The organism is Enterococcus sp. PLH-Efm8 (assembly GCF_053011625.1).
Genome location: NZ_CP172568.1, coordinates 839,379 through 862,938, shown reverse-complemented (window position 1 = coordinate 862,938; position 23,560 = coordinate 839,379). Strand labels below are relative to the sequence as shown.

General features: G+C 37.6%; 20 protein-coding genes and 1 pseudogene. 3 read left to right on the top strand and 18 right to left on the bottom strand.

The window, feature by feature from the left end; translation table 11 throughout:
• Positions 1–22: 22 nt before the first annotated feature.
• From ACIFUW_RS04310 to ACIFUW_RS04290, 5 genes are all read right to left on the bottom strand, one after another.
• A complete protein-coding gene (locus tag ACIFUW_RS04310) occupies positions 23–1,414 on the bottom strand; it encodes a sugar transferase (protein ID WP_010782577.1) in 1,392 nt (463 codons plus the stop codon).
• A 287-nt stretch (positions 1,415–1,701) separates the two neighbouring features.
• Entirely contained in the window at positions 1,702–3,840 is a 2,139-nt protein-coding gene (locus tag ACIFUW_RS04305) for a glycosyltransferase family 2 protein (RefSeq protein WP_002348696.1), read from the bottom strand.
• Positions 3,841–3,878: 38 nt separating this feature from the next.
• Positions 3,879–5,465 carry a class I SAM-dependent methyltransferase gene (locus ACIFUW_RS04300; protein ID WP_002348697.1) on the bottom strand — a complete coding sequence of 529 codons (1,587 nt, stop codon included), beginning with the start codon at positions 5,463–5,465 and terminating at the stop codon, positions 3,879–3,881.
• Positions 5,455–6,675, bottom strand: coding sequence for an ABC transporter ATP-binding protein (locus ACIFUW_RS04295; protein WP_002297957.1), 1,221 nt, complete (start codon positions 6,673–6,675; stop codon positions 5,455–5,457). Before ACIFUW_RS04295 ends, ACIFUW_RS04300 begins: the two co-directional genes overlap by 11 nt.
• A gap of 11 nt (positions 6,676–6,686) precedes the next feature.
• Positions 6,687–7,493 carry an ABC transporter permease gene (locus tag ACIFUW_RS04290; RefSeq protein ID WP_002289081.1) on the bottom strand — a complete coding sequence of 269 codons (807 nt, stop codon included), beginning with the start codon at positions 7,491–7,493 and terminating at the stop codon, positions 6,687–6,689.
• Between the two features lie 307 nt (positions 7,494–7,800).
• Between ACIFUW_RS04290 and ACIFUW_RS04285 the strand changes: the two genes are divergently transcribed.
• Positions 7,801–9,075 (top strand): ISL3-like element IS1476 family transposase, encoded by a 1,275-nt coding sequence (locus ACIFUW_RS04285; protein WP_010782578.1) that lies wholly within the window; start codon positions 7,801–7,803, stop codon positions 9,073–9,075.
• 134 nt (positions 9,076–9,209) lie between these two features.
• Here ACIFUW_RS04285 and ACIFUW_RS04280 read toward each other — a convergent pair whose 3' ends face one another.
• From ACIFUW_RS04280 to map, 12 genes are all read right to left on the bottom strand, one after another.
• Positions 9,210–10,490 carry an EpaQ family protein gene (locus ACIFUW_RS04280; protein ID WP_085811577.1) on the bottom strand — a complete coding sequence of 427 codons (1,281 nt, stop codon included), beginning with the start codon at positions 10,488–10,490 and terminating at the stop codon, positions 9,210–9,212.
• Positions 10,491–10,533: 43 nt separating this feature from the next.
• Positions 10,534–12,567: a DUF7657 domain-containing protein gene (locus tag ACIFUW_RS04275; RefSeq protein ID WP_002348826.1), complete on the bottom strand. Its 2,034-nt coding sequence runs from the start codon at positions 12,565–12,567 to the stop codon at positions 10,534–10,536.
• Between the two features lie 33 nt (positions 12,568–12,600).
• Positions 12,601–13,452 carry a dTDP-4-dehydrorhamnose reductase gene (gene rfbD / locus ACIFUW_RS04270; RefSeq protein ID WP_002286428.1) on the bottom strand — a complete coding sequence of 284 codons (852 nt, stop codon included), beginning with the start codon at positions 13,450–13,452 and terminating at the stop codon, positions 12,601–12,603.
• A 97-nt stretch (positions 13,453–13,549) separates the two neighbouring features.
• On the bottom strand, positions 13,550–14,578 hold the full coding sequence (gene rfbB / locus ACIFUW_RS04265; protein ID WP_002294532.1) for a dTDP-glucose 4,6-dehydratase: 1,029 nt from the start codon (positions 14,576–14,578) through the stop codon (positions 13,550–13,552).
• 21 nt (positions 14,579–14,599) lie between these two features.
• Complete coding sequence (gene rfbC / locus ACIFUW_RS04260; RefSeq protein WP_002286442.1) at positions 14,600–15,172, bottom strand: dTDP-4-dehydrorhamnose 3,5-epimerase; 573 nt, start codon at positions 15,170–15,172, stop codon at positions 14,600–14,602.
• Positions 15,173–15,185: 13 nt separating this feature from the next.
• Entirely contained in the window at positions 15,186–16,052 is an 867-nt protein-coding gene (gene rfbA, locus ACIFUW_RS04255; protein ID WP_002286449.1) for a glucose-1-phosphate thymidylyltransferase RfbA, read from the bottom strand.
• 99 nt (positions 16,053–16,151) lie between these two features.
• Positions 16,152–16,859 (bottom strand): glycosyltransferase family 2 protein, encoded by a 708-nt coding sequence (locus ACIFUW_RS04250; RefSeq protein WP_002286451.1) that lies wholly within the window; start codon positions 16,857–16,859, stop codon positions 16,152–16,154.
• A 4-nt stretch (positions 16,860–16,863) separates the two neighbouring features.
• Positions 16,864–17,691, bottom strand: coding sequence for a glycosyltransferase (locus ACIFUW_RS04245; protein WP_002286453.1), 828 nt, complete (start codon positions 17,689–17,691; stop codon positions 16,864–16,866).
• Positions 17,691–18,491, bottom strand: a complete 801-nt coding sequence (locus tag ACIFUW_RS04240; RefSeq protein ID WP_002286455.1) for a glycosyltransferase — start codon at positions 18,489–18,491, stop codon at positions 17,691–17,693. Before ACIFUW_RS04240 ends, ACIFUW_RS04245 begins: the two co-directional genes overlap by 1 nt.
• Positions 18,484–19,623, bottom strand: coding sequence for an MraY family glycosyltransferase (locus tag ACIFUW_RS04235; RefSeq protein WP_002286457.1), 1,140 nt, complete (start codon positions 19,621–19,623; stop codon positions 18,484–18,486). Before ACIFUW_RS04235 ends, ACIFUW_RS04240 begins: the two co-directional genes overlap by 8 nt.
• A 75-nt stretch (positions 19,624–19,698) precedes the next feature.
• Positions 19,699–20,622: a YihY/virulence factor BrkB family protein gene (locus tag ACIFUW_RS04230; protein ID WP_002286461.1), complete on the bottom strand. Its 924-nt coding sequence runs from the start codon at positions 20,620–20,622 to the stop codon at positions 19,699–19,701.
• A gap of 31 nt (positions 20,623–20,653) precedes the next feature.
• The gene (gene map / locus ACIFUW_RS04225; RefSeq protein WP_002294533.1) at positions 20,654–21,418 is read right to left on the bottom strand and encodes a type I methionyl aminopeptidase; all 765 of its coding nucleotides are present in this window, start codon (positions 21,416–21,418) and stop codon (positions 20,654–20,656) included.
• A gap of 157 nt (positions 21,419–21,575) precedes the next feature.
• On the opposite strand from map, the gene ACIFUW_RS04220 reads away from it, so the two are divergent.
• Positions 21,576–22,016 carry a flavodoxin gene (locus tag ACIFUW_RS04220; protein ID WP_002297963.1) on the top strand — a complete coding sequence of 147 codons (441 nt, stop codon included), beginning with the start codon at positions 21,576–21,578 and terminating at the stop codon, positions 22,014–22,016.
• 177 nt (positions 22,017–22,193) lie between these two features.
• Here the strand turns inward: ACIFUW_RS04220 and ACIFUW_RS04215 are convergent.
• Positions 22,194–22,505, bottom strand: a pseudogene (locus ACIFUW_RS04215) (TetR/AcrR family transcriptional regulator); the annotation flags it as partial.
• A gap of 94 nt (positions 22,506–22,599) precedes the next feature.
• Between ACIFUW_RS04215 and ACIFUW_RS04210 the strand changes: the two are divergent.
• Complete coding sequence (locus ACIFUW_RS04210; RefSeq protein WP_002301399.1) at positions 22,600–23,559, top strand: IS30 family transposase; 960 nt, start codon at positions 22,600–22,602, stop codon at positions 23,557–23,559.
• The last annotated feature ends 1 nt before the right edge of the window (position 23,560 follow it).

The following is a 23,560-nucleotide window of genomic DNA, read 5'->3' as shown; positions in this document are numbered from 1 at the left end:
CTTTGCTCAAAATTTTTCCCATCTAGCGATAAATTTTCTCTTGTGAAAAGTCGATTTCTGCTAACGAACGGATATTTTCATCTTCATCTAGTCCTTGTGAGGACATCTTATCAAATAAGATTTTGATTGTTTGAAGTAAAATCTTCAAATCTAATAGTAAGGAATACTTTTTGATATACAACAAATCAAAACGTAGTTTACTATTATAATCTGATACATATTTTCCGTATACTTGTGCATATCCGGTAATCCCTGCACGTACATTGTGTCTTAAATAATAATAAGGATTTTCTTCATTGAACTGATCAACGAAAAATGGTCTTTCTGGACGTGGTCCGACGATCGACATATCGCCTTTCAATACATTAAAGATTTGAGGTAATTCGTCAAAACGTACGGCACGGATAAATTTGCCTACTGGTGTCACACGTGCATCATTGCTCTTTGCCAAGACCGGTCCTGATTTTGCTTCAGCTGTTACACTCATGGAACGAAATTTATAGATTGAAAATTCCTTTTGATTTTTCGTAATACGTACTTGTTTATAAATAATTGGTCCAGGTGAAGTTGTTTTTACCAAAATCGCTGTGATTAGCATAAAAGGTGAAGCAAGAATCAGTAAAATAAGCGAAACGATGATATCAAAAAGACGTTTGAATAATTCATATTCCGGCTGAATTTTGAAACCGGAAGCTTCAATGATACTTTCATCTTCGAAATTCATGATGTTCGGATTGATCATCGTTAAATTTTCAAAAGTTGTATTTAAAAATAGCTTCTTCTCTTTTTTAGTTACTAATTGATAAATATTGATTTTTTCGTCTTCTGGGATTTTAGAAGCCAAGTAGACAATATCGATATCATCAATCAATTTTTTTGTGTTTTCGTAATACTTGTCGATCACTACTGCTTCAACTTTATGTTTGTTGTTTTTCTTAGATTGAAAGTTTTGGATAGCTGGTGCGACATCTTTCTCCAAACCTACGATAAGGACTTTCTTATCACGACTGACTCTTAAGTATAGTTTATAAACAACTATCCGATAAACGCTAAGTAATATCGTGCCAAGTATAAACGAGAGCACGATGACGCCACGCGGAAATGCAAACCAACGTCCAGCAAAAGTAACTACCATGATCCCCAATGCTATCAGCACCTGTCCAATAACAGTAATGAAGACGATATCACTGATCACTCGGCTATAGAATACATAAGCTCCTAACAAAATATTCAACGCAATAAAGATAATGGAAATAAAAACTGCTGAATGCTGAAAGGTCTCTAAGTTTCTTGCTGGGACTTCTCCTTGGAACTTCAGCAAAAAGCTAAGATAGATCGACACATTCAATACAAGTACATCCATGATGATAATGAATATCCTACGTGCCGCATTCCACTCCCCATTTTTATTCATATATACACTCCTAACCATAAAATAATGCCTCTATCATCTTACCATAGCAAAGTTTAAAAACCTAGTGAATAACCAAATTGTAAAATAAATTAAAAGAAACTAGAAAAGGTGACTATTGTATGTTTATATGTATATTTCTGCCTAACAGAGAGTTGGACAAAAATCGTATCACATTCTTCCTACTGAATGGGTGTTCTTCCTATCATCTCTTCGGTCACAAGTTACAATTTTCATATACTAAAAAAACTGTATTTTCATCAATAAAAATGAAAATACAGTTCTTTTAATCAATCAGGTCTCAATGAAAAATCGCCGATTCCTTCTTTAGTTAGATTATCGTTATAAAATGGGTCATGAGCAATATAAGAAGGCCACTTATCTTGCATTTTTTTTATTTCCCCGGCAAAACGTCTTTGTTTTTCTGGTGTATCTTCATAACCTCTTGATTTAGATTCGAAATGATACAATTCTGCTTGATGTGCATAGACATTGTAACGACCCAGTTCATAAACTTTCAAACACAAGTCAACATCATTGAATGCTACTTCTAATGTTTCATCAAATCCATTGACAGCATTGAAGTCAGCTGCCTTGACCATCATACAAGCTGCAGTGACTGCTAAGTAATTGACGTCAATGACCAATCGGCCGAAATAACCACAATGTGTTCGATCATAGTTATTCAATGCATGTCCTGCAACACCACCGATTCCTAATAATACTCCTGCATGCTGCGTTGTATCATCTGGATAAAACAGTTTTGCTCCTACACAGCCGATTCGATCAAACTGTGCATAAGAAACCATCGCTGTCATCCAGTCAGGTTCAATCACTTCTGTATCGTTATTCAAGAATAAAAAGTATTTGCCGTTTGCTTTTTCTGCTGCCAGATTGTTGATACGTGAATAATTGAATGGAATGTCAATTAATTCAACGATAAATCGGTCTTTCAGCTGATGCTTGTATTCTGCAAATAATTCCTGCATTTTAGGATCTGTACTTCCATTATCTGCAATAATGATTTCATAATTTGGATAAGACGTTTTTTCGATAATCGAATCCACACAAGTTTTTAGATCTTCATAGCCATTCTTCGTTGGAATGATCACGCTGACCAAATCCTCTTGCAAGACGTCATAAGCAATCTCATAAAATCCAGAAATTCTGCCAGGACGTACGCTTCCTTTGATATTCCTTCTAGACAGGGCATCTGTCAATGCTTTCACTCCAGAATCATAGATATAACTTTTGGCTTCACCATTACTTGCGGTTGATCCTGGGATCGTCCGCCAATGATACAAGACTCGGTCAATATGGTAAATATGATCTGCAGGGATTTGTTCTGTCACACGAAGGACCAAATCATAATCTTGAGAGCCTTCGTAGCCTTTACGGAAACCGCCAAGCTTTTTCACAATACTTGTTCGATATACGCCTAAGTGAGAGATATAATTATTTCCCATCAATGTATCGGGAGACCAGTCTGCTTTGAAGTGCGGATCAAAGCGATTGCCATCTGCATCGATTTTATCTTCGTCACTGTAGATCAAATCCAGTTCTGGATGTATGTTTAGCACTTTTGCCACTTCATATAATGCAAATGGCGGTAATTCATCATCATTATCTAAGAGCGCTATAAATTCTCCTTCTGCCATTTCCAACGCAGAATTAGTTGCCAGACTGATATGTCCATTTTCTTGTCGGAAAACAACTTTGATTCTATCATCCTTTGCTTGATAGGATTCCAGACACTTTCGGATAGCTGGATCAGTAGAAGCATCATCACTGATACATAGTTCCCAGTGATCATACGTTTGATCCAATACCGAATCAATGCATTTTTCGAGCCATTTGATTTCAACGTTATAGACAGGCATAAGTATGGAAATCAATGGACGGTATGCAAACCCTTGTGCTTCTTTCCTTTGCTCTTTCAGATCAGGTTTCTCGTGACGACTGATCCACTCTGCATAGTCGATCGATCCTGGTTTCAATTCCAGTTTGACCCGGCGGATTGTTTTTTTTACGCCATGAGTCCTTGCATAATTTATCCCTTTTTTCAGTAATCTTTTTTTTCTTTCCCATGAAGATTCAATGCCGTCATCATAAGGGTATTTACCATTTAGTTTCACAGCTATGCCATTTTGATGTTTTGCCGTTTGAAAATCTAAGATCGCTTTTCCTCTCATTTTCCCGGATAAACGTATCTTAAAACCGCTTTGGGTCTTAACATCAAGATTATATAAATGATTGATATCCAATCTTACGACATGTGTTGCTTCAGCAATCACATTTTCTTTTTCTACCTTTATCGTAGGGATTTCTTTGGTCACTTCATCAATTGCCCAGCCCACAATAAGCAAATCGCCAGTGGCCCGTTCACGAGTGATTTGATCGATAAATACGGCAATTTCTTTTTTTTGCACGATTCGTTTACTCCTTATCTTTATAAGTTAATCATTATTTACATTTCAATGATCCATGATTGACCATTTTGAGCTACTGCTTCCACTAAGAATGAACGTTCTTGCTCGCAAAGGATTCGTAATTCAAATCCCGCTTCTGTTCCTTTTGCGAGCTGTTCTGCTTGATTGACTTCATCTCGTGAAACAGGAATTGCTTCGAAAAATGGCGATTGGTCAGCTGATAACTTATAGGACAATGGCTGGCGATCCGAATTAGCGATTCCCCATCCGATGATTTTTAATATTTTTGTTTCTGCATCCCATATTTTCTCATCAATACATATAGAAAGCTCTTTTTCTTGTATTTTTTTCGATGTTTTTTTCTTACGTCGTCCTAGTCTATGTTTGATCGTCCATTCATCACTTTCCAACAATGTGCAATAGCGATTTGTGGTTGTTTTTAACGTATGGTCTAGTCTTGTATTTTCCTCAAGAAGATGCTGATTTTCTCTTTCTAATTCATCATTTTTCTCAGAAAGCTGCTTTGTGACTTCAGCCATAGGACGAATTGTTTCCAGCAATTCTTTCATTGTTGGTGTCAATTCCCCGATAAAGCGATAGTGACAATGGATAGTCACTTCTTTCCCAGAAATATCCGTTAGAGCGAACTCTGGTATTTCTTTCCCATCAAACAAATAACAATCATTTACTGTTTTGACTACAGCATTTGAATCGATAAATATGAGTTTTTCTCCAGCAGCTTCTGCACTGAATTCGATAAAGCTAGGTTGCTGTGCGAAGCGAAACACCATTCTTTCTGTTGCTTCTGACACGGGGAAACTTAGTGTCTCATTTTCCCCTGTGAAATTATTGAATGGTATTTGTTGGATTGTTTCATCTTGTTTCGTTTGCTGGGTTACTTCTAGTACTTTTACATAATTAGAGTTTTGTGGCTGTGCAATGGAAGTTTGTACTACTGGATGTTTCATCAATGAGAAAAAGTATTGGTAGACTTCACCAAATGGTCGCATTTTGAAATCATAGCGTACAGCTTCCGGCAACTCTTCATAAGTTGATTTTAATTCTGTATCTCCTACAGCCAAGTACAAGTAATCTTCAATATTAATGAATAATCCGGCTTTTTCAAAAACTTTTTGGAAACCATCATGAGTATAAAAAGAATTATGGGTTTCATCTAGGAGACCATAAGAAGCCCAAGGCAATTGATTATTGAACAAATCGATCATGACAGAATTATGTGCTAAGTTAGGGAATGTAATCAGGATCTCTCCTTCTTCATTCAAAAATTCTCTGACTTTCTTCAATGTTTTTCCAGGATCTACTAAATGTTCTAAAACATCCGCAAACAAGACGTAATCAAATGTCTGTCCAGCATAATAGTTTGCCCATTCAAAACTTTCGATATCTCCATAAAATCCATCTTGGGCAAATTCGCTGACAAAATCGAATAATTCCTTATCTAGCTCAACAATGCTCACTTCACATTGTTTTGCTCCGATCAAATGTTTCGTTAATCGACCGTTTCCGGGACCAAACTCTAAAACTTTACTTCCTGGTTTGATCTGTGCGGCAATTTTTCCCACACTGCTTTGTTCATCTAGGTCCATTTCAAAATCATATTTCATTGCTATGAGTCCCTTCTTCCCATTTATGGTCTAAGACCACGATGCCTTCTCCGATATAAGAACCGCTGACAAACAAGTTCATGTATTTTGTCTTGTATACCAAAGGAACCGTTGCATTTTCTTCAAAGACCGCAACGTCAAAATAATATTCACCAGCTAACAAACCTAACTTTTCATACTCCAGATAAAAGATATTCTCACCTTTTTTCCAAGGGATCTTGATACCATCTAGTAGAGTATTGAGTCCGCACACATAAAAATTGTCGACTGTACGCAGAGCAATTCCTAAAACTGGATTTTTGATTGTATCGTCTTTTACTTCATAGGTTACTTTAACGTATAGTTTTTCTCCTTGTTCCAGCATATCCACTGGATTTTTATTTTTATCCAACAATTCGGCTTTCGTCACGTCTACGATATCTGGAGCTGCGAAGCGTTCTACTTGGTTTTTATTTCGATCTACTGTTTTAACTGATTTTTTCTTCAAAAAGTTTTCGTAATTCGTCGTTACTTCCATCGTATCACCATATTCGACAACTTCTCCATTTTTCAACCAATAGGAACGATCACAAAAACGGCGAATCGAACTAATATCATGAGAAACGAATAAAATCGTTTTTCCCGAGTTCTTAATTTCTGTAAATTTTTCCATACATTTCAGTTGGAATTCAAGATCTCCTACTGCCAATGCTTCATCCACAATCAAAATATCAGGATTCACATTGATCGCTACAGCAAAAGCTAGACGAACGAACATCCCACTTGAATAGGTTTTTACAGGTTGATAAATATGGTCGCCAATATCAGCAAATTCAATGATATCATCGACCATTTCATCGACTTCTTCTCTTGAAAATCCTAGAACCATTCCATTTAAATAGATATTTTCATAGCCAGAATACTCAGGATTGAATCCTGATCCTAGTTCTAGCAAAGCTGAGATTTTTCCTTCGATTTCCATCGTGCCGGATGTTGGTGTCAGTACTCCCGTAATGATTTTCAACATTGTAGATTTTCCCGATCCGTTTTCTCCCACGAAACCGATCATCTCACCTTTTTTTATTTCTACATTCACGTTTTTCAACGCATAAAATACATCATGATAGGATTTCTTAAAAGGATTGAGGGCTTCACGAAATCGATCCGAAGGTTTTGCGTACATATTATAAGATTTTGTGATATCTTTTAGTCTAATTGCATATTCTGTCATAGCTATTCTCCTTACAGCACATCTGAAAAATGTGGTTTCAATCTACGGAACACTGCAGAGCCGATTACGAACATTACTAACGTGAAAACCCAGAAATACAAAGTATATGTTCCATGCTCCCAGAACCAAGCTTCACTTAAAAATGACTCACGATAACCTTGAACAACATAGTACAGCGGATTTAATTTCAATATGCTTACAAGACCTGAATCAAACTGATTAGGGCTCCATAATATCGGTAATGTCCACATGATCAACTGCAGCACGATCGTAATTAATTGCATGATATCAGGTAAAAATGGTTGGATCGATGCCGTCAGCCAAGTCAATCCTGTCAAGAAAGCACACATGCAAAATAAATAATAAATCAGCTGTAAAGACATTGCTGAAGGATATATACCATTTATAAGCGCGACAGCTATGCCAATCAGAATGAAGAATAAATGGGTGTACAGATTGGATAGGATTTTCGTCGTGGGCAAGATACGAATATTGAATACGACTTTCTTTACTAAATAAGTATATTCCCGAAAAACAACCGTAGTTGATGCAAATGCATCTGAGAAGAAGAACCAGGGAATCATCCCGGTAACTAAATATACGATAAATGGGTATTTTGCATCGATCATTTGTGCTTTCAGTCCAACACCAAATACCAGCCAATAAATCAATACAGTAAATAGCGGATTGATAAACGCCCATAAGATTCCTAAAAACGATCCTGCATATCTTGATTTGAAGTCATTGATCGAAAACTGTAGCAGTAATTTTCTATTCTGATAAATGTCTTTCATAAATAAATACAAATCTTTAAACATTTGTGTTCCTCCAAGCGATTTCAGTGAATTACAGTCAAGTGCCATTTTACCATATTTTTGGTACCGAGCTGCGTTCTTATTTCTTTCTTAATTTTCTATGATACAAGATTTTCTCTAACGTTTCTATTTTACAGAAGATGCTAGACAATTGCAATAAACCAAAAAAGGGGTTCTATAATATTTTGTGTTGGTGGAAAATCGAAGGCGATTTTCTACTAACACTTTTTCTTCGTTTAAACTCAAAAAGAGACTCACTTTTGGTAAAATTTAGTCGACCAAAACGTCATCCTACCAAAGGAGTCTCTCAATGGATAATCATACTAGAAAATTACTCGGATTAACAGATAAACATTTATTTTTTGATGAAGAATGGCTGATTGAAAAAGAATATAAAGGCGTTCAAGCGCAGTTTATTAAAGGAAAATTGGATGACTCTCCTTCCTATTGTGAACACTGTCGATCGGTTCGTATTATCCGCAACGGTTCCTATACGACACGCACTCAGATGTTGAAAGTCAAAGAAAAGTTAACTATTTTAGAATTAAAACGTACCCGTTTTCTCTGCCATGATTGTGGAAGGACCTTTTCTGCGAAAACGGACTTAGTTGATGAACATCATCAACTAACAAAGGAACTGAAGCAGGCGATTCTCATGGAACTGTACGAAAATCAATCACGTAAACTAATCGCTAAGAAGTACTTCGTCTCGGATGGGACGGTGACACGGATCTTGCGTGAAGCAACGAAGCATTACCAGCCACGTATGAACTTCCTTCCGACGGTGTTGTGTATGGATGAGTTCAAATCAATGAAGTCTGTTTCTGGTTCCATGAGTTTTATTTGTGTTGATGGGACAACCCATCAGCTATTTACGATCCTTGAAGATCGCAGACTTTACAAACTAACTCAATACTTCCTGCGCTTTCCTAGAAAAGCCCGTTTAAAGGTCAAGTACCTAGTGATGGACATGAATGCCAGCTATTGTCAGTTGCTTAAAACAGTCTTTCCAAATGCGGAGATCGTAACTGACCGCTTTCATATTGTCCAACACATCAATCGCAGCTTCAATCAATTACGTGTCCAGATCATGAATCGTTTTCGAACCTCACACTCTGAAAATCAGAAGAAGTACCGTCGGCTCAAGCGATATTGGAAACTCTTACTCAAAGATTCCACGACATGGGAGCCACTCAAACGGCATTATCATCGACTGTTTAAACGACCAATTAGTCAAACAGAAATCGTTGATGAGCTGTTAAGCTACAACGAAGAATTGCGAACTGCGTATCATTTTTGTCAATTATTACGCTATTATTTCGTTAAACGAGGTACGGAAGGCTTTCAAGAAACCCTTAAAACAATTTCATCTACGTTACCTCAGTCGTTTAAAAAGAAATTCACGATCTTCCATCGCTACCAATCGGGTATTTCAAATGCCTTTAAGGTGTCCCACTCAAACGGCGTCACTGAGGGGCTGAATAACAAGATCAAGCTGATTAAACGAATTGCGTTTGGTTATCGCAACTTTTATAACTTTCGGGCACGGATCTATTTACAACAAGGTCTGATCTTTGAAAACTAAAAAAATATGCGGCGCACAGAACGCGCCGCATATCGGACTAAGTTTTATTCAAATTTGTCTTCACCAACACGATTTGACGAAGAGCCAAAAAAGGCTGCGACGGTTGTCACAGCCTCTCTCGTATTTTGTGCCTATCAATGATAGCGTTGGATCCTGGAAGAATGAGCGCTATCTGGTTGTTCCTCATAAGATGTATCATCATAAGTCATATCGTCATATGCCTCTTCCATAACATAGAATTCCTCCGCAACTTCTGGTTCATCATATCGATGAACGGCCATAGCCAACAGGATATAAATAATCGGAACCCATGGGTATGAAGTCAATGTATCCTCCATAAATGACTGCATCATCACCGCAAAAAAGGCCCAGATAAAAGTCATCTGCCCGTTGGATAAATCTGCTTTCAACGTTAAGCGACCAATAAAAAGGATAAGCAGCAAAGTAGCAATCCCAAATCCTATCAATCCATAGATATTCAAAATAGAATTATAACTATTGTGGTTTCCTAAAAATTGGTTTCCTCGTTGGAAGATAAATGTTTTCATTCCTAGTAAAACTTGTTCAGATTTTTCTCCTAGCGTCTGATAGAATTTATGCCAAATATCTTCTCGACCGGTAAACAAATTGACTTTTTCAGAGACAGCCGCCAGATAAGAAATCGGCAAAGCTAAAAGAATCGTAACCGTGTAAGCAATAAATGGCGCACGAATGACACGCATCAACGATTTAGGTAAAAGATCCAATATCGCAAAAACAATCAACGCGACTAATGCACCTCTAGATTGGCAGACCCAAATCCCGAGAAAAGCTGCAACAACTGCTACTGCACCGATGATTCGTACATACCATCGTTCAAAAGAACTGGCAAATCCACTGATCAATAAAGCAAGAGTCATCAAAGAACTTCCGATTGTATTCGTATTGATCCAAATATCAGAAAGCGAATTGCCTGGAGCCCAGATGCTTTGTCCTTCTGGTACTTGGATCTCTGTAAATACACGATATAACGTGATTCCGAGGAAGACCGTAAAGACAATCAGATAAATACCGCGATCCCATTTTGTCCACTCGATCCATTTAATTACTAAACAAAATAAAATAATCAAAGGAAACAGTAAATCTCCAAATAAAGACTCATTTCTTAATTCCCGAAAGTAAGAAAAGAAAATGAAAAGGGCAAGCGCAACACCTAGATAAAGAAAATCGACGCCTTTTGCTTTATAAACATTTAAAATGAGCAAAATAGCCACACTAAAAGCGATAAGTAATGAACTATTGTTATATATAAACAAAGTTGCTGGAAAACCTAACCCTGCTGTACAAACAAAAAAGACTAGCGTCAGCAACAAAAGCAAGAAACCGACACTCATTTTGTTGACAAATTTTTGTACGATTGCTTGAATTATCTCCACTCTCCTTTCTACTAATATTTCAGGATTATTCTCAGCTAGCCTATTACTGTACGACTAGCTGATTTTCCTGAGTTTGTGTTTGTGGTACATCTGGATAATCCGGATATTCTACTTTAAAAATCATATAACCGTCTTTATCCGGTCCATATAGCTGCGTGAACTGCGCTTCATATAATTGGTTGTAATCAGTTAATGGTCGTTTACTGATCACATAGTCGATCCCTAATTTTTCTGCGTCTTCAAAATTCAACGTGACCGAAAACATATCTGGACGATCTAAAATGAACTTTGTATCTTCCTTAGCGATAAAAGCTCTTGTATGAGCATACCGATTATAATACTTCTCGTATTCTTCTTTCGGATCGATTTCCTTCCATGCAGCTATATCTGGATAAAAGCGTACTGTATTGAAGGATTTCACTCCCAATGTTGGGGTGAAGTTATATAATTCATCTTCAGACAACCAAACTTTACCAGGATCTTGTTGATCGATTTTTTGGATTTCTTTTGCCAGTGTTTTTTCAAAAATCGCTCCTGTACCTTCTACGACTGGATTGACGAAAAAGCCAGATACGATAACTAAGGCGGCAAAAGCGAGGTAAAACAAGCGTCTCCAGCCAAATAATGCAAATGCTAAAATCACTGTTCCCAACACAGCAACTGCGATGGTTTCAAAATCCGAAAAATAATTATCTATTTTCGAATGCGTAATCGCATAGAAATAAGACCATGCATTTACTGCCAACAAAATGAATTTATACCAAATAGGAATAACATCTTCTCTCCAAATATAAGCGATAAACCAGATCGATAATAAACAAGCCGCAAAACTAAAAGTAAGGATGGCTCTTAATGGAGGAACATAAGACAGCAGAGTGATTTCTGCTAGCCATTTTGGCAACCCAACGGTAATCCAAAAGATAGAAAACAGACAAAAAATCATCAAAATACGTCCCAGTAACTTTTGTTCGCTATCTTTTTTGCCAAATAACACAAATGGACTTGCTAGGAATACAGTTGGAAAAAAGTGATAGAACAGGGCCACTTCAGAGTTATTCGAATAGTTGATATCTTCAAAAGGAATTTTCCAATTTGTAAGGAAAGAAAAAAATTCGCCAATCGTCCACTTTCCTCCAGTACTTACCCGTTTTCCTGGATATAAGGTATTCAAAGAAGCTAACAATGCGTCTTTTGACGTTAGCCAGAAATGAACCATGACTCCGCCAATAAATAAAACTGCCCCTCCAATCAACACTACATCCAACAGATCCCATGAAACTTTCTTGCTATAGTAAATAAGCAGGCCAACAAAATAAAAAATCAGCAAGTACGCCAGCATCACTTGATGGGCTGGGTAAATCACTAAAATAAACCCAATACCGAAAATAACCACCAAAAGCATCATCAACGTTCGTAGCCATTTTTTATCATGATTGTAGAAATAATGATAAAAAGCAGTCATCAGTCCCAAAGTAAAGAAAATCAAATCGCCCACATGTTGCATGAACCACCACTGGACTGCTGGAGAAAATGTCAGCGCAAATGCACCGATTAGCGATAGAGCTTTTTTTCTCTTCGTTAATATCATCAGTACTTCGAATCCAAGCAAGACCATGACGACTAATTTCATCGCCCAATAAAAGGAAAGTCCTCGATCTCTTCCGAGGAAAAAGAATCCCCAGTTGAATGGTTTTCCGATAACCGTAATATCCTTTGCAGGAGAATTATACGCAATGATCATGTTTTGTCCGTTTAATGAATAATCCTCGTTCACCAACGGAAAGTCCTCTTCAGCTTGTGAGAGGTAAAAAGGTGTCTGCACCAGCCATTCGTCTGACCGCACTTCCCGATTCTGTCCAAAAATCACATCAGTTTTTTTCCCATCGTCTCTTTGCGACACATATTTATCCCAAACACCAAGTGAACTTCCGTTTAAATTAAAAGTAACGATGACCACGATGACTAAAACGCCAATAAGATAGCGGAGTTTTAGAAACAGGTCAAGCACCAAATTCGAATCTGCCTGGTTCGCTTTTGGCTTTTCTTTTCGTCGTGCACTTCTTGTTTGTTTTTCCATATCATGCTCCAAATTCTATTTGATAAAAGGAAATTACTTATTCATTTTTTTGGCAGCTTCCAGCATTTGCGCAAGTGCTTCTTGCCAAGTTGGTATGACAAATCCTAACTCTTCTGTCTTTTTCAGGCTCATGACTGAATACTGCGGACGTGTTGCTTTTTGCGGAAATTCTTCTGACGTAACAGGTGCAACTTCTACATCTGTATCTTTCAATATTTCTTTTGCGAATTCATACCAAGAACAGCTATTTTCGTTCGACAAATGATAAATACCAAATGGTGCTTTTTCTTCGATGACATATACCATAAATTCTGCCAAAGTACGTGTCCAAGTTGGTCGCCCAAACTGGTCATTTACTACAGTCAGTTTGTCGCGGGTTTCCGCTAGGCGTTGCATCGTGAAGACGAAATTGTGTCCATAGATCCCGAAAACCCAAGAAGTTCGTATGATATAATAGTCTTCTAAAATCTCTTCTACTGCTTTTTCGCCTAATAATTTCGTACGACCATATTCATTTAGTGGATTCGTTTGGTCGTCTACTTCGTATTCTACATTTTTGTTTTTTCCATCGAAAACATAGTCTGTACTGATATAGACGAATTGAGCATTCACAGCTTTTGCTGCAAGTGCTACATTTCTTGTACCATCAACATTGATCTTCTCATCTAATTCTTTTGCTTCTTCTTCTGCTTTATCTACTGCTGTGTAAGCTGCACAATGGAAAATAACATCAGGTTTTAATTCTGTGATGTAAGCCATTGTTTTCTCGGCATCTGTGATATCCAAGTCTTTTGCATCTGTTGAAACATATTGCAGATTTTTTTCATCTAATAAATGGCGCAATTCTGTACCTAGTTGCCCATTTCCTCCAGTTAATAAAAACATATGATTATCCGCTCCTTGATTTTTATTTTAAAAAAGAGACAGGCGAGCGCCTGCCTCACATGTGTTTTTCCATTAATACAGTGACATTTTCTCTGTATTATTGTCCATTTTTGGCATATGCTGCTTCAACGGCCTCTTTTTCTTTTTTCCACCAGTCTTCATGTTCTTCGTACCATTTGATCGTGTCAGCCAACCCATCACGGAAGTTCGTAAACTCAGGCTTCCATCCTAACTCTTCCCGTAATTTTGTCGAATCGATTGCATAACGCAAGTCGTGTCCTGCACGGTCGTTTACATGGTCGTACGCATCTTTTGGTTGACCCATCATTTCTAAGATCAATTCCATCACGGTCTTATTATCTTCTTCACCGTCTGCACCGATCAGATAGGTTTCGCCAATTCTGCCTTTCGTCAAAATCAGCCACACTGCTGAAGAATGATCATTCGTATGGATCCAGTCACGAACATTCTTTCCTTCGCCATATAATTTTGGACGAATACCGCTTAAGATATTCGTTACTTGGCGAGGAATAAATTTTTCAATATGCTGATAAGGACCATAGTTGTTTGAACAGTTTGAAATGGTTGCACGTAAGCCAAAAGAACGCACCCATGCTTTTACTAACAGATCTGAACCAGCTTTTGTAGAAGAATATGGACTTGAAGGATTATATGGTGTTTCCGCAGTGAATTTTTCTCCTTCGCCTTCCCCATGTCCTGGCAGGTCTTCACGTAATGGAAGATCGCCGTAAACCTCGTCAGTAGATACGTGATGATAGCGTACATCATACTTGCGGCAAGCTTCTAAAAGTGTATACGTACCAATGATATTCGTTTGTACAAATGGGAAAGGATCTTTTAATGAATTATCGTTATGGGATTCTGCCGCGTAATGAACAACTGCGTCCGCTTCTTTTACTAGACGGTCCACTAATTCTGCATCTGCAACATCTCCTACGACCAATTCTACGCGATCGCTAGGAAGTCCAGCCAAGTTCTCTTTGTTTCCTGCATAAGTCAGTTTATCCAAAACAGTGACATGCACTTCTGGATGATTGTTTACCACGTAATGAACGAAATTAGAGCCGATGAATCCGGCACCTCCGGTAACAATGATGTTTTTCATAAGAAAATTTCTCCTTAATTCTTAGATTTCTCCGTAAACAAATGGATTTTCTGCTTCAAATTCTTTTAATGTCGGATGACGGTGATCTTTTTCCGACATAATCGCTCTTGATGGATCAATTGGCCAATCAATCGCTAAATCTGGATCATCAAATGCGATGCCCCCATCTGCTTCTGCATTATAGTAATTATCACACTTATAAAGGAAGTTCACATTTGGTGTCAAAGTAACGAATCCATGGGCATATCCTTTAGGTACAAGCAACTGTCGATGATTATGTTCAGATAAGATAAATCCGTCCCATTGACCATAAGTCGGGCTACCTTTGCGGATATCCACTACTACATCTAAAACTGCTCCAGTGACTACCCGAATCAATTTTGTCTGTGCAGCTTCTCCTTTTTGGAAATGAAGCCCCCGAAGGACACCAGCTTCAGCTGATAGTGAATGGTTGTCTTGAACAAAGTCATATTTCAATCCATGTTCTGCAAATTTTGCTTTTGAATAACTTTCTGTGAAGAAACCGCGATGATCGCCAAAGACGTCCATTTCTACGATTTTGACATCTGTTAATTTTGTATCTGTTACTTTCATCTGTAAGGACTCCTTATTCAGCGGCCAAATTCAATAAATATTGACCGTATTGATTTTTTTTCAATGGCTGTGCAAGGGCCAGCAATTGTTCCTTATCGATGTAGCCCATACGGTAAGCAATTTCTTCCAAACAAGCCACTTTTAAGTTCTGACGTTTTTCAATTGTTTCGATAAAGGTAGATGCTTCAAGCAATGATTCATGTGTTCCTGTATCAAGCCAAGCAAATCCGCGTCCCATAAGTTCTACGGATAGTTTTCCTTTATCCAAATATGCTTTATTGACATCCGTAATCTCTAGTTCTCCACGTTCTGAAGGTTTGATACCTTTAGCGATAGAAATTACCTCATTGTCATAAAAATAAAGGCCAGTTACAGCGTAATTTGATTTTGGCTGAGCAGGCTTTTCTTCAATCGACAAAGCTTGCATATTCTCATCAAATTCTACTACACCAAAGCGTTCTGGATCATTGACATGATAGCCAAATACTGTCGCGCCTGTATCTTTTGAAGCTGCTCGTTGCAACATTTTAGACAGACCGCCACCATAGTAAATATTGTCCCCTAATACCAAGCAGACACTATCATCTCCAATAAATTCTTCTCCAATGATAAACGCTTGTGCCAATCCATCTGGACTTTCTTGTACTGCATATTCGATCTGCAGTCCTAAATCATTTCCGTTTCCAAATAATTCCTTGAAACGTGGTGTATCTTGTGGCGTTGAAATAATCAGAATTTCTTTGATTCCCGCCAACATCAGAGTAGACATTGGATAATAAATCATTGGTTTGTCATAAATCGGCATCAATTGTTTCGATGTTGCCTTTGTTAAAGGGTACAGACGTGTTCCGCTGCCCCCAGCAAGAATGATTCCCTTCATGGATATCTGCTCTCCTTTTTGATTTCAAATTTCACTTTGTTATTATCTCATCAATTGTTATATTTGTCATGGAAATATTAAGGATTTAAACATCTTTTATCAACGTTTAAACCATTTTCGTTTGATCAACGCCGTAATCAGATGAACACGCCAAGAAATTTTTTGCCGTAATTTAGAATGTGTTTCAATCTCACTCGCGTTTAAATCATGTCTTCGGTACAGAGTTAACGGTTCTCTTAGGAACCCAGTCTTCTTTCCTCCCAGCAAACCAATCCACATATCATGCATCGGCACTTCTGACGGGATCGGCAAAATATCGGGTTTTAAAGAAGACCGGAAAGCCATACCAGCACCAATATAGTGACTTCTTATCACATTATTAAGCCATCCTTCTTTGGAATTTCGAAACGAAAAATACGAATCATGGATCTCTTGCAGCTCGCTGTCCACAATGATTAAATCAGAAACTACTACTAGCTGATCCGGATTCTGCTCAAAATAGTCAGTGATCTTTTTCACTTTTGTCTCCAACCAAACATCATCTTGGTCTGCCAAAAAGATTAGATCTCCTTTCGTCTGCTGGATCGCATAACCAAAATTAGCGATCAATCCTTGACGAGGCCCCGAAAAAAGCTGGATTCGCTTATCTTTTTCTGCGTATTCAGTTAATATATCCCATGTATCATCTACTGACCCATCATCAGAAATGACTACTTCATCTTCTGCTGAAAGCTGAGATAAAATACTATCTAACTGCTCTCTTAAATATCTGCCTCCATTAAAGGTAGCTATACAAACCGAACGCACGAATTCACACCTTCCAATTCTTAACATATGAGCGCAAAGTCATCCGCCAGATATGCCGGTTTTTGACGGTCAAGAACTGTTTAGCTGTTCTTAACAATAATTGTCGTCGGTGACTGGATAAATGCCTTTGATCATATTCATGATAAAATCGATTTTCTGCTTGTAAAATAGAACGGTATCGATTACTTGAAACTTTTTCATAGTCTAAAACCGAAAGATCATGTTCCATTCGTACAGGAAGGATCTCCACAGTTTTTTCCAACTGATCCACTTTCCAAAACAGCCAATGATCCAAAAAATCTAAAGAAAAAGCAGGATTAAACCCGCCAATCTTTTTTAGAAATTTGACAGACCAGGCAACACCTGAATTGATTGCCATGATTCGTTCAGCTGTTGGGCCTTCAACTTCTACTGCTTGAGCTGTACGATTGATATAACGATCTGAATATAGGGGAGAAACTTGTCGGCTCCCAGAAAAAATCATCGGAACTGCAGCAACACATTCATCTGTAAAGGTTACTTTACGCAATAGTTCAAAATAATCGTCGACTAGCCTCGTATCCTGATCCAGAGTGACGAGACAACGTGTTCCTTCATCTGCTTGAGACAACGCAAAATTATAAGCCACCGCTAAACCAGGATTTTGCGGATCATGATGATAAACGATATTTTCTTTTTCAAACAGCTCATTTTGCTGCCTTTGAGGACTATTATCGTAAATAATAAGCTGAATTTGCTTTTCGCTAAGTGCTTTGCTTAATGGTCCATAAGCTGGAGATTGACTGAATAGTTGCTGATAAAGCACAACGACTACTAATATTTCTGGTTTCATCAGAAAAAACGCCACCCCCACTTATTGAAAAATTTCATCATAGAAGTCAAAAACACGCGAAACAGTTTTGCATTTCGATGCGCACCCTTCCCGTAAAAATGGATAACTGCATAAAAGGGTGTGTACAATAACTTGTAACCTGCTTTTTCAAAACTCAAACACAAGTCGTTGTCTTCAAAGTACATGAAGAAACGCTCATCAAACCCCTTTATCTCTTTAAATTTATCAATATCAGCTACCATAAAACTACCTGAGATCATCCGTACATAACTATTAGCATCAGTAGGCAATCCTCGGCATTCAAACACAGCCAGTCGTTTGTCAAACTTTTTTTTGACCCATTTGAAAGGCACAAAGCGCAAAACGTAATCAAAAACAGCCAGCTGCTCACGGATGAGGTGCTGAGTTGTTCCATCTTCATTAAGAATCTTAGGTGCTAACATCGCACATTCCGGATGTTCTTTCAATAACAAGACCAATGCTGTAACTGTCTCTTCATCCACTAAAATATCTGGGTTACAAATAATGCCATAGCGAGAATCGCTAGCTATCAGATTGTGATTATGTCCATAACCAAATCCGGAATTTTCATCATGAAAATAGATATCGATGTAGGGATATTTCCTATACTCTGTTAGTCTTTTTTTGTACTCGGGAAGTGAATTGTTGTCAAAAATTCGGATTTTTACTGCTGTTTCATCTTTTACAGTTGAAATAAAATTATCTAGTGTCCGAAAAATTTTATCACTGTTTGCCGTCACAATACTAATAAGGATCGGCTGGTTTAATTTGTTATTCATCTATATGACGGTTCCATTTCTTCAAATATTTCTGTTTTACTTGCGTACGGTACTCTTTATTCCCTAAAAATCGCAATGTTTTTAAAATAAACTGATGTTTCTCATTGATCAGACCAATCAATTCAAATAATAAAATTGCAGCAAACAACATGGCAATAATCAATATGATCGTTCCGATTCTTCCAGTATAATTCATGACCATAGCTGTGAAAGAAAACATCAAAGCCATCGCATAAATCGTCAGGACAGCACCTTTATGAGTAAAGCCTAAACTGATTAGTCGGTGATGAAGATGTTTTTTATCTGCTGTAGAAAAAGAAACACGGTTTGCTTTTCTCCTAATGATAGCAAAAAACGTGTCTGTTACCGGCACTCCCATGACGATCAGCAAAGAAATCGATGAAACAAAAGTCACGTTCTTCAGCCCTTGTAGTGAAAGGACGGCCATCATAAACCCTAGGAATAGAGCTCCTGTATCGCCTAAATAAATCTTTGCCGGATAAAAATTGTAAGGAAAAAAACCGATAATACTTGCTACAAGACAGAAAATAACAACTGGAATATACACTGTAGAAGCATGGAGGAAAAAATATCCAATGATTCCTATCGTAATTAAACCGATCAATGAAATCCCTGCCGCCAGCCCATCCAAACCGTCAATCAGATTGACCGCATTCGTGATACCGAAGATCCAAAAAATCGTTACGGGAAAACTAAGCCAGCCTAGTTGGATATATCCAATAAAAGGAAGCGTGAAGGAATCAATACGTATATCTGCTACAAAATAAATAATAAGAGAAGCAATCAAGATCCCTATACTTTTTTGTTTAGGTGTCAGCTCATATTTATCATCGAGCACTCCTGTGACTATGATTACTAAAGAAGCAATCAAGATCGGTACAATATACGATTGAGGGATAATTTTACGGAATAAGAATAAAGTCGATATAACAAATGAAATAAAGATAGGCAGTCCGCCCGCTGAAGGCATTGGAACTTTATTTATTCTTCTTTCATTTGGTTTGTCGACCATACCTGTTTGTACTGAAATGATTTTGAATACAGGTGTTAATATCAGTGATAATAAAATTGTCAGAAAAAATCTTATAACCATACTAAAAGAAACAAGCATATGGGCACCTACTTTAATTAAGAGTCATAATTATTATAAATTACTGATATAAATTTACAATAAGAACTCTTGTTTCTACTTTTTTTTATGAGAAAATTTAGTTTTCAATTTATTGAACCATTTTCGGCTTGGATCTCGACGTTTTTTGATTTGATGACCCGTCACGTATTCTTGAACAACTGCATTGATGATTCCGCCCAAAATGATGATCGTAGCAGCAAAATTAAGCCAAAGCATGAGTACAATAAAACTTCCTATGATCTGATAACCGCTGATCCTCGTTGCAAAATACCTAGCATAGATACTAAACACTTGTGATAACAGCATCCAGCCGACAGTAGCGAAGATCGTGCCCGGAATGATCGTCTTCAACTTCAACTGAGCATTAGGGACAATTAAATAAATCAAGAACATGATGACAAATAAAGCTACCAATGTGATTGGCCACTTCAAAGTTTGGAACTGATCGATAAAGTTCACGGGTATTTGTACGATTGGCTGAATAGCATCCAAAATCAGCTGTCCCAACCCAAGAACGATAGTTACCCCACTAATAGCAATCATGAACAAGACAATGACAATTAGTGAGAAGAAACGGACGATCAAAAAATTTTTTCTATTTTCTACGCCATACGCTTTATTCATCGCAATTTGCAAAGCATTGATACTTTGACTTGCAGACCATAAAGCCGCTAATGCAGAAACGGATAACAAGCCTCCTGAACTTTGTGTCAAAAGGTCTTTGATTGCAGGACCGATAAACTGGTAAACGGTCTCAGGAATCACTTCTCGTAAATAGGTCAGTACAGTCTCTTGATCGATGTGGAGAAACGGTAAAATATTACCAAAAGCAATAATCAATGGAAATAAAGACAAGAGTAAATAATAAGCAACGACGACAGAGGTCGTACTCATTTCTGAATCAGTGATGCGCTTTTGAGTCGTCTCAATAAAGCGCATCAGATTTTCATTTTGTTTTATTTTGTTCCAAACTTTCATGTACCTCTCCCGTACCTATTGACTGGATAGATCAATAAGTGCCTTCTTCTCCTTGTGATGTCAAAATTCTTGGACCATCTTTAGTAATAGCCAATGTATGTTCATATTGGCAAGAAAGTCCGCCGTCTCTTGTATACGCAGTCCAGCCGTTAGGATCCATTTTCATTTTCCAAGTTCCGGTATTAACCATAGGTTCGATCGTGATAACCATGCCTTCTTTCAACCGCAACCCTTTTCCAGCTTCTCCGTAATGAGGAACTGCTGGTTCTTCATGAATCGTAGGACCAACGCCATGACCAATAAAATCACGAACGATCGCTAGATTTTCGCCTTCTACATAAGTTTGGATAGCATGACCGATGTCACCAATCCGATTCCCTACTTGTGCTTGCTCAATACCGATGTACAAAGCTTTCTTCGTTACTTCCATCAATCGGTCGATCTCAGGTGTAGATTCTCCAACTACATAGGCCCAACAAGAATCAGAAATGCCGCCTTTCAAATCGATACACATATCGACTTTTACCAAATCACCGTTTTTCAAAGGCTTTTTACGAGGGAATCCATGACAAATTTCATCATTTATACTGATACAAGTCGCATATTCATACCCTTCAAAGCCAATTTGCGCAGCAATTCCGCCATGACTCTCGATATAGTTTCTGACAAATACCTCAATATCCCAACTTGTGATTCCTGGTTTTATAAAATCACGCAGATTTTTATGTACATCTGCTAATAAAGCTCCAGATTCTGCCATCATTTCAATTTCACGTGCTGATTTTAAAGTAATCATATTTTCGTCTCCTTTTTACAAATCCCTCTCATTTTAACATAGCGGCATACATTTAGCCAAATGACATTCCCCAGGTGTCTCTAGGTTTTATTTTCTTTTCAATGATGTTTTGGTATAATTCATAATTGTTAAATAATTATAAACGAGGAGGCACATCATGGCTTTAGCAAAAATCGTATATGCTAGCATGACAGGAAACACTGAAGAAATCGCCGATATTGTTGCAGAAGCATTTGAAAATCTGGATATCGAAGTCGAAATCAACGAATGTACCCAAGTAGATGCAGATGAATTCGAGGAGGCAGATATTTGCGTAGTAGCTACTTATACATACGATGATGGCGATCTGCCTGATGAGATCGTAGACTTTTATGAAGACTTGCAAGAATTGGATCTATCGGGAAAAATTTACGGTGTCTGCGGATCTGGTGATACTTTTTACGATGAATTCTGCAAATCGGTGGATGATTTCGATGCTGCTTTTGCAAAAACAGGCGCATCAAAAGGAGCCGAAAATGTTAAAGTGGATCTGAATGCTGAAGAAGAAGATATCGAAAATTTAGAAGCTTTCGCTAAAGAACTAGTCGCAAAAATTTAATATACTTGCAATAAAAGAGCCATCCAGATTTATTCAATCTGTACGGCTCTTTTATTCATTGCATTCATGGAAGAGTTCTTCGGGAGTTAAAAATGCATACGCTGTAAGAAAAACGAACTTTTCCTTATTTTGACACATCTCTTGTTATCTACTGATTTGTGGAACTTTTGAGTATATTCAATCGATTTCTATTGGTTCTTTGAATTTCAAGATAGCATCTATACTGTCTTGTATCATCTTTTCAATCTGTTCATCAGTTGGATGGATGATGCTTGAAGACATCAAAGCTGCGATCCCAGTAGCTATGATCCATGTCCCATTATACAAAGATTCGATCTGCTCTTCTGAAAGATTCACATAAGCTGGATCGCGTTTCACTGTATTCACAAAGTAAGTATAAGAGAAATTCTGCATCTCTTTTCCTCCACCATATTCTTCTAAGTACAGTGAACGATACAACTTCTTCTCTCTTCTTGCAAAATGGATATAACGCCGATTGTAAAATTAAGCTAGACAACTAAAAAAGTCATTTGTGCTACACTCAAAATAGTTCCGACCAAAGAATTATAAGGAGTGAGTACAAATGACCTATACCCATCTTACAACGGATGAACTTGTAATAATAGAGTCTTATTTCAAAATGAATCAATCTGTTGCTAAAACTGCCCATTGCTTGAATCGTTCAAGACAAACGATCCATAAAGTATATCTGTTCTTCAAGCAAGGAAAATCAGCCTTAGAATATTATCAACAGTATAAGAAAAACAAATCAAACTGTGGTAGACGTCCGCTTGTTTTACCCGAGGAACAATCAGAATATATTCAAAGAAAGGTTGTTCAAGGATGGACACCCGATGTGATTGTTGGTCGTGCAGCGTTTCCTATTAGTTGTTCTGCTCGTACCATTTATCGTATGTTCAAAAAGGGGCTATTTGATTCTTCTGACTTACCGATGAAAGGCAAGCGTAAACCGAATGGACATCAAGAAAGACGTGGAAAACAAACTTTCCGCCGCTCTATTCATGAACGTGAAAAGGATTATAGCCAATTCTCAAATGAGTTTGGTCACCTTGAAGGTGACACTATCGTAGGTCTGAAACATAAAAGTGCTGTAATTACCTTAGTTGAACGATTATCAAAAGTTATCATCACATTGAAACCGTGTGGTAGACAAGCGATTGATATTGAAAAAAAATTAAATCAATGGTTTGAATCTGTACCGAAAAACCTATTCAAATCCATCACTTTTGATTGTGGAAAGGAATTTTCAAATTGGAAACAGATCAGTAATGTCAATGATATTGCCATTTATTTCGCTGATCCAGGAACGCCGTCTCAAAGAGGCCTAAACGAGAATTCTAACGGATTGTTACGTAGAGATGGTTTATTGAAATCTATGGATTTCAATTCAGTAGATGAATTTTTTATTCAATCTGTCGCATCTAAACGAAATAATATTCCTAGAAAATCACTGGATTATCGAACACCTTTGGAAGTATTTTTGAGTTACGTAAGTATTGATGATCTGTCTAACTTAATTTGAC

Bases quoted from the DNA above. Each gene is read 5' to 3' on its own strand.
- ACIFUW_RS04310 (WP_010782577.1), bottom strand. From the start codon at position 1,414: ATGAATAAAAATGGGGAGTGGAATGCGGCACGTAGGATATTCATTATC.
- ACIFUW_RS04300 (WP_002348697.1), bottom strand. From the start codon at position 5,465: ATGAAATATGATTTTGAAATGGACCTAGATGAACAAAGCAGTGTGGGA.
- ACIFUW_RS04295 (WP_002297957.1), bottom strand. From the start codon at position 6,675: ATGACAGAATATGCAATTAGACTAAAAGATATCACAAAATCTTATAAT.
- ACIFUW_RS04290 (WP_002289081.1), bottom strand. From the start codon at position 7,493: ATGTTTAAAGATTTGTATTTATTTATGAAAGACATTTATCAGAATAGA.
- ACIFUW_RS04285 (WP_010782578.1), top strand. From the start codon at position 7,801: ATGGATAATCATACTAGAAAATTACTCGGATTAACAGATAAACATTTA.
- ACIFUW_RS04275 (WP_002348826.1), bottom strand. From the start codon at position 12,567: ATGGAAAAACAAACAAGAAGTGCACGACGAAAAGAAAAGCCAAAAGCG.
- rfbD (WP_002286428.1), bottom strand. From the start codon at position 13,452: ATGTTTTTATTAACTGGAGGAAATGGGCAACTAGGTACAGAATTGCGC.
- rfbB (WP_002294532.1), bottom strand. From the start codon at position 14,578: ATGAAAAACATCATTGTTACCGGAGGTGCCGGATTCATCGGCTCTAAT.
- rfbC (WP_002286442.1), bottom strand. From the start codon at position 15,172: ATGAAAGTAACAGATACAAAATTAACAGATGTCAAAATCGTAGAAATG.
- rfbA (WP_002286449.1), bottom strand. From the start codon at position 16,052: ATGAAGGGAATCATTCTTGCTGGGGGCAGCGGAACACGTCTGTACCCT.
- ACIFUW_RS04245 (WP_002286453.1), bottom strand. From the start codon at position 17,691: ATGAAACCAGAAATATTAGTAGTCGTTGTGCTTTATCAGCAACTATTC.
- ACIFUW_RS04240 (WP_002286455.1), bottom strand. From the start codon at position 18,491: ATGAATAACAAATTAAACCAGCCGATCCTTATTAGTATTGTGACGGCA.
- ACIFUW_RS04235 (WP_002286457.1), bottom strand. From the start codon at position 19,623: ATGCTTGTTTCTTTTAGTATGGTTATAAGATTTTTTCTGACAATTTTA.
- ACIFUW_RS04230 (WP_002286461.1), bottom strand. From the start codon at position 20,622: ATGAAAGTTTGGAACAAAATAAAACAAAATGAAAATCTGATGCGCTTT.
- map (WP_002294533.1), bottom strand. From the start codon at position 21,418: ATGATTACTTTAAAATCAGCACGTGAAATTGAAATGATGGCAGAATCT.
- ACIFUW_RS04220 (WP_002297963.1), top strand. From the start codon at position 21,576: ATGGCTTTAGCAAAAATCGTATATGCTAGCATGACAGGAAACACTGAA.
- ACIFUW_RS04210 (WP_002301399.1), top strand. From the start codon at position 22,600: ATGACCTATACCCATCTTACAACGGATGAACTTGTAATAATAGAGTCT.